The organism is Enterobacter sp. WP_7_1 (assembly GCF_003688535.1).
Taxonomy (GTDB): Bacteria; Pseudomonadota; Gammaproteobacteria; order Enterobacterales; family Enterobacteriaceae; genus Enterobacter; species Enterobacter asburiae.
Genome location: NZ_REFK01000001.1, coordinates 1,552,218 through 1,567,249, shown reverse-complemented (window position 1 = coordinate 1,567,249; position 15,032 = coordinate 1,552,218). Strand labels below are relative to the sequence as shown.

The window sequence follows — 15,032 nt, the reverse complement described above, 5'->3', positions numbered from 1 at the left end:
ACCGGTTTAGCAATTTAGCACGTTTAATGACTTCTTTTAGGGATGCGACAAAATGTATAAAAAACGCAGACTTGCCGTGATGATAGGCATGCTGGCCGGAAGTACCTCTGTTTTTGCCCAAACGGATATGACAAGTATCGAAGCGCGTCTTGCCGCGATGGAGCAGCGCCTCCAGGCAGCGGAAACGCGTGCCCAGGTGGCTGAAAAGCGCGCCACCGATGCGGAACAAAAAACGCAGCAGCTGGTTGCCGCGCAGCAGCAGACGCAAACGACAACCCAGGCGGTGGCGCAGCGCACCACCGCGCTGGAGAAGAAGGCGGATCAAAGCAGCGGGTTTGAGTTCCACGGCTACGCCCGTTCGGGCCTGCTGATGAACGATGCGGCCTCCAGCAGCAAAAGCGGTCCTTATCTGACCCCGGCCGGAGAAACCGGCGGCGCGGTAGGGCGTCTGGGTAACGAAGCCGACACCTACGTCGAACTGAACCTGGAGCACAAGCAAACTCTGGATAACGGGGCCACCACGCGCTTCAAAGCGATGCTGGCCGACGGTCAGAGAACCTATAACGACTGGTCAGCCGATACCAGCGATCTCAATATTCGCCAGGCCTTCGCGGAGCTGGGCAACCTGCCTGATTTTACCGGCGCGCTGAAGGGCAGCACCTTCTGGGCGGGTAAACGCTTCGACCGCGACAACTTTGATATTCACTGGCTGGACTCCGACGTGGTGTTCCTGGCCGGTACCGGCGGCGGCGTCTATGACGTGAAATGGAACGATTCTCTGCGCAGCAACTTCTCCATCTACGGCCGCAACTTCGGCAGCGTGGAGCAGACCGACAATAACGTTCAGAACTATATCCTCAGCATGAACCACTTCGCCGGACCGTTCCAGCTGATGGTGAGCGGCCTGCGGGCGAAGGATAACGACGACCGTAAAGACACCAACGGCGATCTCATCAAAACTGACGCCGCCAATACCGGCGTTCATGCGCTGGTCGGGTTGCATAACGAGAGCTTCTACGGCCTGCGGGAAGGGACGGCCAAAACGGCGCTGCTGTACGGCCACGGGCTGGGTGCGGAAGTGAAAAGCATCGGTTCCGACGGGGCGCTGCTGCCTGAGGCGGATACCTGGCGCTTCGCAAGTTACGGTGTCACGCCGATTGGCGGTGGATGGAGCGTTGCGCCCGCCGTACTGGCGCAGAGCAGTAAAGATCGCTACGTCAAGGGCGATAGCTATGAGTGGGTGACGCTCAACACTCGCCTGATTAAAGAAGTGACGCAGAACTTCGCTCTGGCCTTTGAGGGGAGCTATCAGTACATGGATTTAAATCCGGAAGGCTATAAGGACCGCAACGCCGTTAACGGTAGTTTCTACAAGCTGACCTTTGCGCCGACGTTAAAAGCGAGCAAAATCGGCGATTTCTTCAGCCGTCCGGAGCTTCGTCTGTTTGCCACCTGGATGGACTGGAGCAGCAAACTGGATCATTACGCCAGCGATGATGCCTTTGGCAGCAGCGGCTTCAACGCCGGCGGGGAATGGAACTTTGGGGTCCAGATGGAAACCTGGTTTTAACCCATCACGCTCCCGCCTGGCGGGAGCGTTTCGCACATCATAAAAAGAAGTCAGGCAGAGGTATCTATGGATTTTAATCAAATCGCCCGCGAGCTTATTCCGCTGCTCGGTGGCAAGGAAAATATCGCCAGCGCGGCGCACTGCGCAACGCGTCTTCGTCTGGTGCTGGTTGATGACGCGCTTGCCGATCAGCAGGCGATCGGCAAGGTCGACGGCGTAAAAGGCTGTTTTCGTAACGCCGGGCAGATGCAGGTGATTTTTGGCACGGGCGTGGTCAACAAGGTGTACGCCGCGTTTATTCAGGCGGCGGGGATTAGCGAATCCAGCAAGTCTGAGGCCGCGGATCTGGCGGCGCGTAAGCTGAACCCGTTCCAGCGCATTGCCCGTCTGCTCTCCAACATCTTTGTTCCGATCATTCCCGCGATTGTGGCATCCGGCCTGCTGATGGGCCTGCTCGGCATGGTGAAAACCTACGGCTGGGTCAATGCGGATAACGCCATCTACATCATGCTGGACATGTGCAGCTCCGCGGCGTTTATCATTCTGCCTATTCTGATCGGCTTTACCGCCGCGCGGGAATTTGGCGGCAACCCGTATCTCGGCGCGACGCTGGGCGGCATTCTGACCCACCCGGCGCTGACCAACGCCTGGGGCGTGGCCTCCGGCTTCCACACCATGAACTTCTTCGGCCTTGAGATCGCAATGATTGGCTATCAGGGCACGGTATTCCCGGTGCTGCTGGCCGTCTGGTTTATGAGCATCGTGGAGAAAAACCTGCGCCGCGCGATCCCGGACGCCTTAGACCTGATCCTGACGCCGTTCCTCACCGTCGTTATCTCCGGTTTTATCGCCTTACTGATTATCGGCCCGGCGGGGCGCGCGCTGGGCGACGGCATCTCCTTTATCCTGAGCACGTTAATTACCCACGCGGGCTGGCTGGCGGGTCTGCTGTTCGGCGGGCTGTATTCGGTGATTGTGATCACCGGTATTCACCACAGCTTCCACGCGATTGAAGCCGGGCTGCTGGGTAATCCGTCGATTGGCGTTAACTTCCTGCTGCCTATCTGGGCCATGGCGAACGTGGCGCAGGGCGGCGCCTGTCTGGCGGTGTGGTTCAAAACCAAAGACGCCAAAATCAAAGCCATTACCTTACCGTCCGCGTTTTCTGCGATGCTGGGCATCACCGAAGCGGCTATTTTTGGTATCAACCTGCGCTTTGTTAAGCCGTTCATCGCCGCGCTGATCGGCGGCGCGGTGGGCGGGGCCTGGGTGGTCTCTGTCCATGTCTACATGACCGCCGTTGGGTTGACCGCTATTCCGGGCATGGCCATCGTGCAGGCCAGCTCGCTGCTCAACTATATTATCGGTATGGTGATTGCCTTCGGCGTGGCGTTTACCGTCTCACTGCTGCTGAAATATAAAACGGACTCGGAATAATGACGTTACCTTCCCGCTGGCCTGCGATCCTGCAGGCCGTTATGAAAGGTCAGCCGCGGGCGCTGGCGGATAGCCACTACCCGCAGTGGCACCCCGCGCCGGTGACGGGGCTGATGAACGATCCCAACGGGTTTATCTGGTTTGCCGGCCGCTACCACCTGTTCTATCAGTGGAACCCGCTGGACTGCGAGCATCGGTTTAAATGCTGGGGGCACTGGAGCTCTGCGGACATGGTGCACTGGCAGCACGAGCCGCTGGCGCTGATGCCCGACGAAGAGTATGACCGCAACGGCTGCTACTCCGGTAGCGCCGTGGACAATCACGGTTTACTGACCCTGTGCTACACCGGCAACGTTAAGTTTGATGACGGCAGCCGCACGGCCTGGCAGTGCCTCGCCGTGGAACAGCCGGACGGTACCTTTAAGAAGCTGGGGCCGGTGCTGGCGCTGCCGGAAGGCTATACCGGCCACGTGCGCGACCCGAAGGTGTGGCAGCACGACGGGGAGTGGTACATGGTGCTCGGCGCGCAGGATGTGCAAAAGCGGGGCAAGGTGCTGCTGTTTAAATCAGCCGATTTGCACGCCTGGACGTCCTGCGGGGAAATCGCCGGTCACGGGGTCAACGGCCTGACGGACGCGGGTTATATGTGGGAGTGTCCGGACCTGTTCGCGCTCGACGGAACGCACATCCTGATCAGCTGTCCGCAGGGGCTGGCGCGCGAGCCGCATCGCTATCTCAACACCTATCCGGCTACCTGGACGAGCGGGGCGTTTGACTATGCAAGCGCCGCATTCGATCACGGCGATCTGCACGAGCTGGACGCGGGCTTTGAGTTTTACGCTCCGCAAACGACGCTGGCGGAAGACGGACGACGCATTCTGATCGGCTGGATGGGCGTACCAGACGGGGAAGAGATGCTTCAGCCAACCCGGGCGCACGGCTGGATGCACCAGATGACCTGCCCGCGTGAATTACGCTATCGCGACGGCAGGCTCTGGCAGACCCCGGCGCGCGAGCTGGCGGGGCTGCGTGAAGATGAGCAGCGCTGGCAGGGGCGCGCCAGCGAGGCGCCGGACCTGGACGCGACGCGCCTGGAGTTTGAGCTCAGCGCATCGCAGGTGAATGTCGATTTTGGCGGTGCGCTGCGCCTCACGGTCGATGAACATGGTATACGTCTTGAACGCGCGAGCCTGAAAACCGGTGAAACGTTGACCCGCTACTGGCAGGGCAACGTCACTCATTTACGCGTTCTGTGCGACCGCTCCAGCGTTGAAATTTTCATCAATCACGGTGAAGGGGTGATGAGCAGCCGCTATTTTCCTGACCATCCGGCCCGGGTGCGATTCGAAGGTGCGTCCGATATCACATTACGCTACTGGTCGCTGCGCGCCTGCATGATAGAATGAGGGTTTTGGCAGCCGGATCTAAGTCGTTGTGAGAAAAACAAAACGCGTCACCATTAAAGACATCGCGGAGCTGGCGGGTGTGTCAAAAGCCACCGCCAGCCTGGTCCTGAACGGGCGCAGCAAAGAGCTTCGCGTGGCGGAAGAGACGCGCGAGCGCGTGCTGGCGATTGCAAAAGAGCACCACTATCAGCCCAGCATTCACGCCCGGTCGCTGCGCGATAACCGCAGCCACACCATTGGTCTGGTGGTCCCGGAGATCACCAACTACGGCTTTGCCGTGTTTTCTCACGAGCTGGAAACGCTGTGCCGCGAGGCGGGCGTTCAGCTGCTGATCTCCTGCAGCGATGAAAACCCGGGGCAGGAGACGGTGGTGGTGAACAACATGGTGGCGCGCCAGGTGGACGGGCTGATTGTGGCCTCCAGCATGCTTAACGATGCGGACTACCACAAGCTGAGCGAGCAGCTGCCCGTTGTCCTGTTTGACCGCCACATCAACGACAGCGCGCTGCCGCTGGTGATCACCGATTCGATTACCCCGACGGCGGAACTGGTGGCCGACATTGCGCGCCAGCATCCTGATGAATTCTATTTTCTCGGCGGCCAGCCGCGCCTTTCTCCGACGCGCGATCGTCTGGAAGGGTTTAAGCAAGGTCTGCGAGAGGCAGGCGTGGAGCTGCGCCCCGAGTGGATCATTCACGGCAACTATCACCCGAGCTCCGGGTACGAGATGTTTGCTGAACTCTGCGCCCGTCTGGGGCGTCCGCCGAAAGCGCTGTTCGCCGCCGCCTGCGGGCTGCTGGAAGGGGTGCTGCGCTATATGGGCCAACACAACCTGTTGCAAAGTGATATCAGGTTAGCCAGTTTTGACGATCATTATCTCTACGATTCGCTGACGATCCCGGTGGATACCATTCGTCAGGATAACCGCCAGCTGGCGTGGCACTGCTTTGATTTGATTAGCAAATTGATCGAAGGGGAGACGCCGCAGCCGTTGCAGCGCAAGCTCAATGCCACCCTGCAGCGACGCTATAAGCCAGCGAAATAGCCCGGTTCGATACTTCAATAACTTTAATTAATTTAAGTTTTGGAATGGCCGATAACCATAAGGAATAATTCTCCTTGAGGTATTGGTTTATGTCGTTGAAAAAGTCGTCCCTGATCGTCCTGTTCTCGCTGCTTTTCTTCTTTGTTGTCAGCACTGTCACCAGCGTTGGCCTCATCATAAAAAGTAATAATTCCCTGGATAACGTCAACAAAGAGATCCAGGTTGTGCTGTCTATTATTGACCCCATCAACCACAGCCGTACGCTGCGCGTTCGGGTGATGGAGTATGTGAAGATGGTGGAAGCGGGCAACTCTGCGGACGGGGCTGCAAAGCTAGCCGCCGTGAAAGAGGCGCTGACCAAAGCGGACCGCGCCTTTGCGGCCTTTATGGCTTCGCCCCGTCTGACGGATGAAGCGCCGCTGGTGACTGCCTATCAGGATGCCTGGCAAAACTACCGCAACCAGGGACTGGCGCCGCTGATCGATGCCGCCGAGGCGCACGATGTGGCCAAATTTAACGCGCTGATCCCGGAAGTCTCCCGTCTTGACCGTCAGTACGAGATCGTTCTCGACCAGGTCCTTTCCGTCCACCAGAAATACGCCAAAAGCCTGAATGAAGATGCGAGCAGTAACTTCGTCTCTGGCCTGGCGATCATTGCCGCTATCGCCAGCCTGTTTGTGGTGGTGATTGTCGCCGTCAGCCTGCTGATGAAGCGCTTTGTCTTTGCGCCGGTAAACCTGGCGCGCGAGCACTGCAGCCAGATTGCGGCAGGCAAGCTGGACGTTCCGGTGCCGGTCAAGGGGAGCGCACATAACGAAATCGATCATCTCATGAGCTCGATGGAACAGATGCGTCAGGCGCTGCTGGCGACCATCGCCCAGGTGCGCGACGCGAGCCATACCGTAACGCACGCGGCGCAGGAGATTGCCTCCGGGAATATCGACCTGGCGTCACGTACGGAGCAGCAGGCTTCCGCGTTGACCCAGACGGCAGCGAGCATGGAAGAGCTGAGCGCGACGGTGGCGAACAATACCGACAACGTTTATCAGGCCGGGAAACTGGTGCAGGACGCGGTGAAAAATGCCCACACCGGTGAAGCGGTGACCCGTGAAGTGATCGACACGATGAACACCATCGCGGCGAACTCGAAGCGCATCGAAGACATTACCAGCGTGATCAACAGCATCGCCTTCCAGACCAACATTCTGGCGCTGAACGCGGCGGTAGAAGCGGCGCGCGCTGGTACGCAGGGGCGCGGCTTTGCGGTCGTGGCCAGCGAGGTACGCACCCTGGCGCAGAAAAGCGCGGTGGCGGCTAAAGACATCGAGAGCCTGATTGCGCAGTCGGTCTCCAGCGTGAAAAACGGCGCGGAGCTGGTGAGCCGCTCGGGCGAGGTGATTGACTCGATTATTTCGTCGGTGAATAAAGTAAATACGCTGATGGAGCAGATCTCCGTCGCCTCTGAAGAGCAGAGCCGCGGGATTAGTCAGGTCGGCCAGGCGGTGACCGAGATGGATGGCGTGACCCAGCAGAACGCCGCGCTGGTGCAGCAGTCCGCTGCGGCAGCGGCATCGCTGGAAGAACAGGCGCAGCAGCTTTCACGGAGTATTTCGAGTTTTAGTTTGCCGGTGCAGGCTTGATTGAGTGAGGTGAGGCTCCCTGGGGGGCCTTTTATTAGATATGGAGTTGTATTTAACGCAACATCAACGCTTCACATAACGAAGAGCGCTTAACTGCTCTGGCTCTATGCATCGCTGGTTTAACTTAGTTTCGAACATGGCAATACAATCTTATTGAAAATATTTTAGATGGGTATATAACTAACCGTAAAGCTGATTCAAAATGGAGTATATCAATGGCTAATATAGGTCGTAAGTTAAATCTTTTATTGATTTCAGGCGATGCAAGCGTAAAAGAAGGTACAATTGAGTATAAGGGTTATGGAGCTTCTGGATTCGTTGATAATGGTTCAGGTCTTCCGCCTGTACCTTCACCTCCTGCTGATGTTAGAACAAACGCTGTTCTAAATGATGGAGAGCTTTGCTGTGAATATGTTTTTTCTGGACATAATTGTTACTTCTCCATTAACTTCTGGTCGGCAACAGATAATCTCATGGTGTATTTAAATGAGCCCCCTTATCTTTGCTCAATAAAAAGATATGATAATGGGTTGATATCAGTAATAAATTCGGTTGGGCAGTCGACTGTTTCTGTTATTAATACTTCAATGAGGCTTAGAATTAGAAATAATGCTGGGTTTGTTACGATTTTTATAAACGATGTTATCGTTTTAACATATTATTTCCCAAATAACGGATTAGGGATAACTTTTACTTTATTTGGTGCTGATTCTATTTATATTAATGAGTTAATGGTGTCAAGTTCAACGCCGAAAGCATTTGTTGTTATGGAGTTTAATAAGGAGTTTAATGATCTTTATTCTGAGGTTATTAAACCTACACTTGATTTGTTGGGGTTTGAGGTGGTAAGGGCTGATGAATCATTCAATAATGGTTCAATAATTCATGAAATTATTACAGAGCTAACAGGGGCATCGGTGATTATAGCAGATATTACTCCAAACAATCCAAATGTATATTATGAAGTTGGTTATGCTCATGCTTTGAAAAAAGACGTTATTTTATTATGCAATGAAAAACGGGAAAGATTACCTTTTGATTTAGCAGACTTTAGAACTATTTTTTATAAGGATTCTATTGCTGGGCACACTCAAGTAACTGAAAAATTAAAAAAACACATTTCTAATCTAATTGGAGTTAACAGTTCGGTAAGAAGTTTATAGTGTTTATTTTTCCTGTTTATACATTTTTAGTGTTTTATACTGCCATGCAGTATCATTACCTTATTATCATTGATCATGTTTGATAGAGGGGCAACAACGAAAATGGGAAAGCGCAAGGGTGCTCTGGTTTATGTCCTAACCGTCATTATATTTTTGCTTATTATTCCTGAGATCATTCTGCGCGTATGCACGTCCGAGCAACTTGGCCGTATCAGCGACTTCACCAGTTTAGGTGGCTTGTTAAATCCACTATTATCCTTGCTCATCTTCCTCGCACTGGTGTCGATCATACTGGCAGTCATCGTTATCGCATTCGTTAAGCGAATCTTTCGGAAAAAATGATGGCCTGAAGGAGACTCATAGCACCCGCCAGCCGTTACCGCTATGAGTCAAAATCCGACCGCCCAAAAAATTTATTTTCCCCAGCAATATTTCCCTCCCTCATCCGTCTACCTCATCACAAGCCATAATCAGTTACTGTAAACGAGGTAAACACCATGAGAGATTTTGAACTGCACGGCAGAGGTCACGGGCGCGGATTCGGTCGCCACCGTATGGGCAAGGGCTTAGTCATCGGCGCGGTGATTTTCATCGTGCTCAGCCTGGTGGTGATGACCCTGTGGAACGCCTTGCTCCCGGCCATTCTCGGCGTGAAGGCGATTGGCTTCTGGCAGGCGCTGGGCATTCTGGTGCTGAGCCGCATTCTGTTTGGCGGGCTGGGTTTCCGCCCGGGGATGTTTGGCGCGCACCGCCGGATGCACGAGCGCTGGATGAACATGACGCCCGAACAGCGCGAAGCGTTTATTCAGCAGCGCCGCGAAGGTTTTGGTCGCCACGGTCGCGGCCACTGCGGCTGGCACGGTCATCGTGACGATAAGCGCGACGACGCCGCGCCAAAAGCGCCGGAAGCAGAGTGAGCGAAATGAAAGCCGGGGAGGCGGGCGGATCCATGCTGATGTCGGCGCTCAATGCCTGCCGCGCCCGGCTGACAGCCTTCATTCGCGGACGGACCTCCGTTCGCGATGATGCCGACGACATTTTGCAGGAAGTCACCTATCAGCTGATGAAAGTGGAGCAGCCGGTCGAAAACGTCGCCGCCTGGCTGTTCCGCGCGGCGCGTAACGAGATGACCGACCGGGCGCGTAAAAAGCGCGAGGTGTCACTCTCCGGCTATTTTACGGGCGTAGACGAAGAGGGGGTCCCGGAGGACGAGCTGGCCGAAACCCTGTTCGGCGTCCCGCACACGCCGGAAGAGGAGTACCTCAAAACGCTGCTGTGGGAAGAACTGGGGCAGGCGCTGTCTGAACTGCCGCCGCCGCAGCGTGAGGTGTTTGAAAAGACCGAACTCCACGGTTACAGCATTAAAATGCTGGCAGAGGAGACCGGCGCCAGCGAACAGGCGCTATTATCCCGCAAGCACAAGGCGGTGCTGTTTCTGCGCACGCGGCTGCGGGACGTCTATGACGCGCTGACGGGCGAATAGCGGCGACAGACAAAACCTTACACTTCCGGCACTTGTAGATTCATCACTATCGTTTATGATCGGGGCGTCTTGTTACTCTGGAATGTTATGCGCAACCGTCAGCTCCTCGGAAAATGGCTTTTGATCGTTACCTGTCTCGCGATGGCGCTTTGCCTCGTGCAGCGTGCGGTGATGCTCAACCATTTTTTACAGGGACTGGATCCGCAGATTTCTCTGAGCGCAGATGCCCCGGCTCAAAGCAGCAGCACCGAACAACCCGGCCCGTCGCCTTGTCAACTTGGCGCACACTCGCTGCTTTGTGCGCAGCCGCTGTTCTTCGACGGTGCGCTACCGGCCATTATTATCTTCTTCGCGCTGCTGCAGCTGTTTACGCAAGGGCGGGCATTTGCTCCCGCAGAACAGCCCGTTCAGGCACCACCTCCCCGAATACACCTTAAAAACTGCGTTTTCCGTGAATGAAAATCATCGTCCTCACACGATAATTTTCACTGTTCACGGAGTAAAACATGCTTAACCTCTTCAGGGGATTCGTCTTCCTGTGGCTGTCCTGCATCGGCATTGTCCATGCGGCGGACACAGGCTGGCAGGTTTCCCCACAAAACGATCACGCCCGCATCCGCTTTCAGGCGGAGAGGGAACAAACGCACATTAAAGGCCTGCTCACCGTTGAGCTGAAGCCCGGCTGGAAAACCTACTGGCGATCGCCGGGCGAGGGCGGCGTAGCGCCGAAAATCAGCTGGCCGGAAGGCGTGACGGATAGCTGGTCCTGGCCGGTCCCGTCGCGCTTCGATATCTCCGGCATGACGACGCAGGGCTATTACGATAAGGTCACTATCCCGATCGCACTCGACGGAGTGAAGGGCGACACGCTCGACGGGACGCTCACGCTCTCAACCTGCAGTAACGTCTGCCTGCTGACGGACTACCCGCTGCGTCTCGATTTTACCCAGCCGGTGGACGAGGGTTTCCGTAGCGAGTTCGAGCAGGCGATGCGCGCCGTGCCCGGTACGTCAGGCGTATCCGCGGATCTCTCCGCCTGGCTCGCTGGCGACAAGCTGGTGATTACCGGCACGACGGACGGGAAGTGGGATAATCCGGGGATCTACTTTGACCCGCTGGAGGGTGACATTCTTCCCGGCGAGCCGGTCATTAAACACGACGGCAATACGCTTCGGGTGACGGTACCCGTGACCGACGAATGGGGCGATAAACCCGCCTCGCTGGAAGGCAAAACGCTGTCGTTTGTGCTGACCAGTGGCGGTCACGCGCAGCAAACCACCATGACCGTTGGCGCGACGCCAGCTACGCATTCTGCGCCGGAAGGGACGGGTAAAATGGTGCTCTTTGCGCTGCTGGGCGGGCTGATCCTCAACCTGATGCCCTGCGTGCTGCCGGTCATGGGGATGAAGCTTAACAGCATACTACAGGCGGGCTCGGACAGGCGCGCGATCAGGCTGCGGTTTCTGGCCACCAGCGCCGGGATCCTCACCTCCTTTATGCTGCTGGCGGGGATGGTGACCGCACTGAAACTTGCCGGGGCGTCGCTGGGGTGGGGCATTCAGTTCCAGAATCCGTGGTTTATTGGCCTGATGGTCGCCGTCACCTTCCTGTTTGCGCTGAACCTGTTTGGCGCGTTTGAGATGCTGCTGCCTTCTGCCGCCACGGGACGGCTGGCGATGGCGGGAGGATCGGGGATTGGCGGCAGCTTCTGCGAAGGGATGTTCGCCACGCTGCTGGCCACGCCGTGCTCCGCGCCATTCCTCGGTACGGCGGTCGCCTTTGCCCTTGGCGCGCCGCTGCACTCCCTGTGGCTCATCTTCCTGATGCTCGGCGTGGGCATGAGCCTGCCGTGGCTGTTTGTCGCTCTGGTGCCGAAAACGGCCATGCTGCTGCCGAAACCTGGCCGCTGGATGAACACGCTAAAAGTCGTTCTGGGCCTGATGATGCTCGTCTCCAGCCTGTGGCTGGCGACATTGTTAAGCGTGCATCTTGGCGAGGCGGTCAGCCAGATTGTGATGCTGGTGCTGATCGCCGTCGCGCTGGCGCTGTTCGCGCTGAAGGGGCAAAAATCCTCACCGCTGTTCTGGTTCGTGGTGATCGCACTGTCGGCGTTTGGTGGGTATCAGGCGCGCGGGCTGCTTAACGCGCCGCCTGCCGCGTCGGCGCAAAATACCGCTCAGACCATCCCGTGGCAGCCGCTCAGCGAGGAGGCCATCCAGCAGGCGCTGGCGCAGGGGAAACGGGTGTTTGTGGATATCTCGGCGGACTGGTGCGTGACCTGCAAAGTTAACGAGCATCGGGTGCTGAATCAGCCGGACGTTATTGCCGCGCTGCGTCAGCCGGACGTGGTGGCCCTGCGCGGAGACTGGAGCCAGCCGTCCGCGTTTATCGCGGATTTTCTGGCGAAGAGAAACCGTTACGCTATTCCGTTTAACGCAGCGTATGGCCCCGGCCTGCCTGAGGGGGAAATCCTCTCGCCGCTGCTGGACAAGCGCACCCTCATCACCACCCTGAACAACGCAAAAGGCTAAACGTATAATGAAAAAACTGCTTATTACGCTTCTGCTCCTGCTGGCCCCGGTTCAGGCGTTCGCTGCCCAGCCGCTGACGCCGGACCAGGAGCAGCGGGCGCAGAAGATGATCGCTGATTTCCTGTTTAACGATCCGAACTCCCCGCGCATCGGCGCGAAAAACCCAAAGCTCACCCTGGTGGTGTTTACCGACTACAACTGCCCGTACAGTAAAAAATTCGATCCCTATCTGGAGAAGATCGTCGAAAAGCATCCGGACGTCGCGGTGGTCTTTAAGTTTTTACCTTTCCGCTCGGAAAGTTCACTGACCGCCGCGCGCGATGCGTTAACGCTCTGGCGTCAGGAGCCCGGGCAGTTTATGAAGCTGAACCATACCCTGATGGCCAAAAAGGGTTACCACGATGACGCCAGCATTCAGGAGGCGCAGAAGCGGGCGGGCGTGAGCGTCACGACGCCTGATGACGAGAGTATGTTGACGATCAAGCGCAGCCTGATCGTCGCGGAAAAAATGGGGATCCAGGGCACGCCTGCCACGCTCATCGGCGAGGGACTGCTGCCCGGCTGGGTGCCGTTTGAACAGTTTGACGAAATGATCAGTGACGCACTGAAAAACCGCTAACCTGAAGGGGGCGGAATGCCCCCGACAAACCGGAGAGGGAAATGAAAAAAATACTGTTACTTTCAGCGCTGGCGACCTCAGGGCTGGCGCAGGCGGCTGAAGCCATACCGGACGTGGTGAAGCACTTCAGCGAGCAGCAGAACATTAAAATCATCAAGAAGCTGGATGCGCCCGGCGGCGCGCCCGCCTGGATTGGGCAGTATCAGGATATGGGCGTGACGCTCTTTTTAACGCCGGACGGCAAGCACGTCATTTCAGGCTATCTGTACGATGACAAAGGAAAAAACCTCAGCGAAGGCTATTTCCAGAAAGAGATCTACGCCCCGATGGGACGCGAGATGTGGAAGAACCTCAACGCTGCGCATCCCCTGAAGGAAGGGGCGGATAACGCTCCGCGTAAGGTCTTTGTGTTTGCCGATCCGTTCTGTCCGTACTGCAAGCAGTTCTGGGCCGAAGCGCAGCCGTGGGTGAAGGCGGGCAAGGTTCAGCTCAACACGCTGCTGGTGGCGTTTCTCAACCCCAACAGCGGACGTAACGCCTCGGCGATTCTGAATGCGAAAGATCCGGTTTCGGCCTGGCGTGAATACGAGCTGTCCGGTGGGAAAAAATTGCCCAAGCCGGAAGGGGACGCATCCCGCGAAACGGTCGAGATCCTGCAGAAGCACCAGACGCTAATGGACAGCCTGGGCGCTAACGCCACGCCGGCCATTTACTATCTGAATGCGGAAAATGAGCTGCAGCAGGTGGTCGGTATGCCGGATGCGCAGCAGCTTGAGGCGATGTTCGGGCCGAAGCCGTAAAAAAAAACAGGCAGAAACAGGGCGTTTCTGCCTGATGGCATTTAGCTTCCCCAGCGTCCTTTCAGGTAGTTCACCGCCTGCTGCGTCTGCGGCTGGTTCAGGTAATCTTCCCGGAAAAGGATGGTGCCGTTCACGTTGGGCAGCGAATCGTTGAGATCGAGCTGCTTTTTCAGCTCCGGCACGCCGCCCTGAACCGTCCAGTCCGGCTCGTTTCTCGACGGCTCGCCCACCTTGTAGAACGCAATGCCGATATACAGGCGAGTGTGTGTCGGCTTCACGACGTCGGCCCACCATTTGGTCAACACGTCGTAGCGCGCGGCATCCCTGGAGAAAGGCCAGTAAATCTGCGGCGCGATGTAGTCCAGCAGGCCCTGCTGCACCCACTGCCGCGTATCGGCGTAGGATTCATCGTAGGCCGCGGCGCCGCGGGTGTCCGAGCCAGCCGGGTCAAAGGAGCGGTTGCGCCACACGCCCGCCGGGCTGACGCCAAACTCAACGTCGGGCCTGGTCTGTTTAATCGCGCGGGACACCTGGACGATCAGCTGCTGCGTGTTGTGTCTTCGCCAGTCTGCCTTCGAGGCAAATCCCTGACCGTACTGCCGCCAGGTCTGTGCGTCATTGAGCGCTGAACCAGGCGTTTCGGTATAGAAGTAATCATCGAACTGCACGCCGTCTATCGCGTAGTTCGCCACCACTTCGGTCACCACTTTGGTTATCCAGTCGCGTACTTCCGGAATGCCCGGGTCGAGCACAAAGCGGTCGCCCGAGATGCGCACCCACTCCGGGTGCTGGACATAGACGCTGGACGGGGTCTGATAGGAAGTCCGGTTCAGGGCGGCGATGGTTGACGGCTTAGTGTTGGTCGACACGCGGTACGGGTTGAACCAGGCATGGACCTTCATGCCGCGCTTGTGCGCTTCATCCAGCATAAACTGCAGCGGGTCGTATCCCGGATATTCTCCGACGTTGCCCGTCAGCATATCCGACCACGGTAAAATTTTGGATGACCAGAGGGCCGTGCTGTCAGGCTTCACCTGGAAAAACACCGTGTTAATACCGAGGTGCTTAAGGTTGTCGAGCTTGCCGATCAGCGCCTGTTTTTGCATCGCGATGCGCTGGTCCGCGCTGCGGCCATTCACCGAGGCCACCGGCGGCCAGTCGAGACGCGAGACGGTCGCCAGCCAGATCCCGCGCATCGGCTCGTTTGCCTGCTGCGTCGGTTTGCTCGCGGTGGGGAGAGGGGTAACCAGTGATTTGGGTGGTTTTGAGGAGCAGCTCACAAGTAAAAGCGCGCAGGCAGCCAGCGCACCAATCCGTTTTACGTGTCGCGTCATTTGC

Annotated in this window: 14 protein-coding genes; 13 read left to right on the top strand and 1 reads right to left on the bottom strand. The window is 57.0% G+C overall.

The annotated features are described in order from the left end of the window. Positions 1-52 precede the first annotated feature (52 nt). From BJ885_RS07770 to dsbG, 13 genes are all read left to right on the top strand, one after another. A complete protein-coding gene (locus BJ885_RS07770) occupies positions 53-1,570 on the top strand; it encodes a carbohydrate porin (protein ID WP_038417486.1) in 1,518 nt (505 codons plus the stop codon). Between the two features lie 66 nt (positions 1,571-1,636). Continuing rightward, entirely contained in the window at positions 1,637-3,007 is a 1,371-nt protein-coding gene (locus BJ885_RS07765) for a sucrose-specific PTS transporter subunit IIBC (RefSeq protein ID WP_121931599.1), read from the top strand. Beyond that, a complete protein-coding gene (locus BJ885_RS07760) occupies positions 3,007-4,413 on the top strand; it encodes a sucrose-6-phosphate hydrolase (protein WP_121931598.1) in 1,407 nt (468 codons plus the stop codon). Before BJ885_RS07765 ends, BJ885_RS07760 begins: the two co-directional genes overlap by 1 nt. Before the next feature lie 28 nt (positions 4,414-4,441). Continuing rightward, positions 4,442-5,458, top strand: a complete 1,017-nt coding sequence (locus BJ885_RS07755) for a LacI family DNA-binding transcriptional regulator (protein ID WP_047174371.1) — start codon at positions 4,442-4,444, stop codon at positions 5,456-5,458. An 89-nt stretch (positions 5,459-5,547) separates the two neighbouring features. Beyond that, entirely contained in the window at positions 5,548-7,098 is a 1,551-nt protein-coding gene (locus BJ885_RS07750) for a methyl-accepting chemotaxis protein (protein WP_121931597.1), read from the top strand. A gap of 215 nt (positions 7,099-7,313) precedes the next feature. After that, on the top strand, positions 7,314-8,261 hold the full coding sequence (locus tag BJ885_RS23175; protein ID WP_147449214.1) for a hypothetical protein: 948 nt from the start codon (positions 7,314-7,316) through the stop codon (positions 8,259-8,261). Positions 8,262-8,363: 102 nt separating this feature from the next. Further along, positions 8,364-8,603: a hypothetical protein gene (locus tag BJ885_RS07745; RefSeq protein WP_121931596.1), complete on the top strand. Its 240-nt coding sequence runs from the start codon at positions 8,364-8,366 to the stop codon at positions 8,601-8,603. Positions 8,604-8,758: 155 nt separating this feature from the next. Then, the gene (locus BJ885_RS07740; protein WP_121931595.1) at positions 8,759-9,178 is read left to right on the top strand and encodes a hypothetical protein; all 420 of its coding nucleotides are present in this window, start codon (positions 8,759-8,761) and stop codon (positions 9,176-9,178) included. Between the two features lie 5 nt (positions 9,179-9,183). Further along, on the top strand, positions 9,184-9,744 hold the full coding sequence (locus BJ885_RS07735) for an RNA polymerase sigma factor (protein ID WP_121931798.1): 561 nt from the start codon (positions 9,184-9,186) through the stop codon (positions 9,742-9,744). Between the two features lie 87 nt (positions 9,745-9,831). Continuing rightward, positions 9,832-10,203 (top strand): hypothetical protein, encoded by a 372-nt coding sequence (locus tag BJ885_RS07730; RefSeq protein ID WP_121931594.1) that lies wholly within the window; start codon positions 9,832-9,834, stop codon positions 10,201-10,203. A gap of 47 nt (positions 10,204-10,250) precedes the next feature. Continuing rightward, positions 10,251-12,275: a protein-disulfide reductase DsbD gene (locus tag BJ885_RS07725; protein WP_121931593.1), complete on the top strand. Its 2,025-nt coding sequence runs from the start codon at positions 10,251-10,253 to the stop codon at positions 12,273-12,275. 7 nt (positions 12,276-12,282) lie between these two features. After that, positions 12,283-12,894 carry a DsbA family protein gene (locus tag BJ885_RS07720; protein WP_121931592.1) on the top strand — a complete coding sequence of 204 codons (612 nt, stop codon included), beginning with the start codon at positions 12,283-12,285 and terminating at the stop codon, positions 12,892-12,894. Between the two features lie 41 nt (positions 12,895-12,935). Then, positions 12,936-13,694 carry a thiol:disulfide interchange protein DsbG gene (dsbG, locus tag BJ885_RS07715; RefSeq protein WP_121931591.1) on the top strand — a complete coding sequence of 253 codons (759 nt, stop codon included), beginning with the start codon at positions 12,936-12,938 and terminating at the stop codon, positions 13,692-13,694. 41 nt (positions 13,695-13,735) lie between these two features. On the opposite strand, the gene BJ885_RS07710 is transcribed toward dsbG, so the two are convergent. Next, entirely contained in the window at positions 13,736-15,028 is a 1,293-nt protein-coding gene (locus BJ885_RS07710; RefSeq protein ID WP_121931590.1) for a glycoside hydrolase family 10 protein, read from the bottom strand. Positions 15,029-15,032: the final 4 nt, after the last annotated feature.

What these genes read in the sequence shown, in the direction of transcription:
- BJ885_RS07710 (WP_121931590.1), bottom strand. Translation starts at nt 15,028, where the DNA reads ATGACGCGACACGTAAAACGGATTGGTGCGCTGGCTGCCTGCGCGCTT.
- BJ885_RS07735 (WP_121931798.1), top strand. Translation starts at nt 9,184, where the DNA reads ATGAAAGCCGGGGAGGCGGGCGGATCCATGCTGATGTCGGCGCTCAAT.
- BJ885_RS07725 (WP_121931593.1), top strand. Translation starts at nt 10,251, where the DNA reads ATGCTTAACCTCTTCAGGGGATTCGTCTTCCTGTGGCTGTCCTGCATC.
- BJ885_RS07760 (WP_121931598.1), top strand. Translation starts at nt 3,007, where the DNA reads ATGACGTTACCTTCCCGCTGGCCTGCGATCCTGCAGGCCGTTATGAAA.
- dsbG (WP_121931591.1), top strand. Translation starts at nt 12,936, where the DNA reads ATGAAAAAAATACTGTTACTTTCAGCGCTGGCGACCTCAGGGCTGGCG.
- BJ885_RS23175 (WP_147449214.1), top strand. Translation starts at nt 7,314, where the DNA reads ATGGCTAATATAGGTCGTAAGTTAAATCTTTTATTGATTTCAGGCGAT.
- BJ885_RS07740 (WP_121931595.1), top strand. Translation starts at nt 8,759, where the DNA reads ATGAGAGATTTTGAACTGCACGGCAGAGGTCACGGGCGCGGATTCGGT.
- BJ885_RS07770 (WP_038417486.1), top strand. Translation starts at nt 53, where the DNA reads ATGTATAAAAAACGCAGACTTGCCGTGATGATAGGCATGCTGGCCGGA.
- BJ885_RS07720 (WP_121931592.1), top strand. Translation starts at nt 12,283, where the DNA reads ATGAAAAAACTGCTTATTACGCTTCTGCTCCTGCTGGCCCCGGTTCAG.
- BJ885_RS07730 (WP_121931594.1), top strand. Translation starts at nt 9,832, where the DNA reads ATGCGCAACCGTCAGCTCCTCGGAAAATGGCTTTTGATCGTTACCTGT.
- BJ885_RS07750 (WP_121931597.1), top strand. Translation starts at nt 5,548, where the DNA reads ATGTCGTTGAAAAAGTCGTCCCTGATCGTCCTGTTCTCGCTGCTTTTC.
- BJ885_RS07745 (WP_121931596.1), top strand. Translation starts at nt 8,364, where the DNA reads ATGGGAAAGCGCAAGGGTGCTCTGGTTTATGTCCTAACCGTCATTATA.
- BJ885_RS07765 (WP_121931599.1), top strand. Translation starts at nt 1,637, where the DNA reads ATGGATTTTAATCAAATCGCCCGCGAGCTTATTCCGCTGCTCGGTGGC.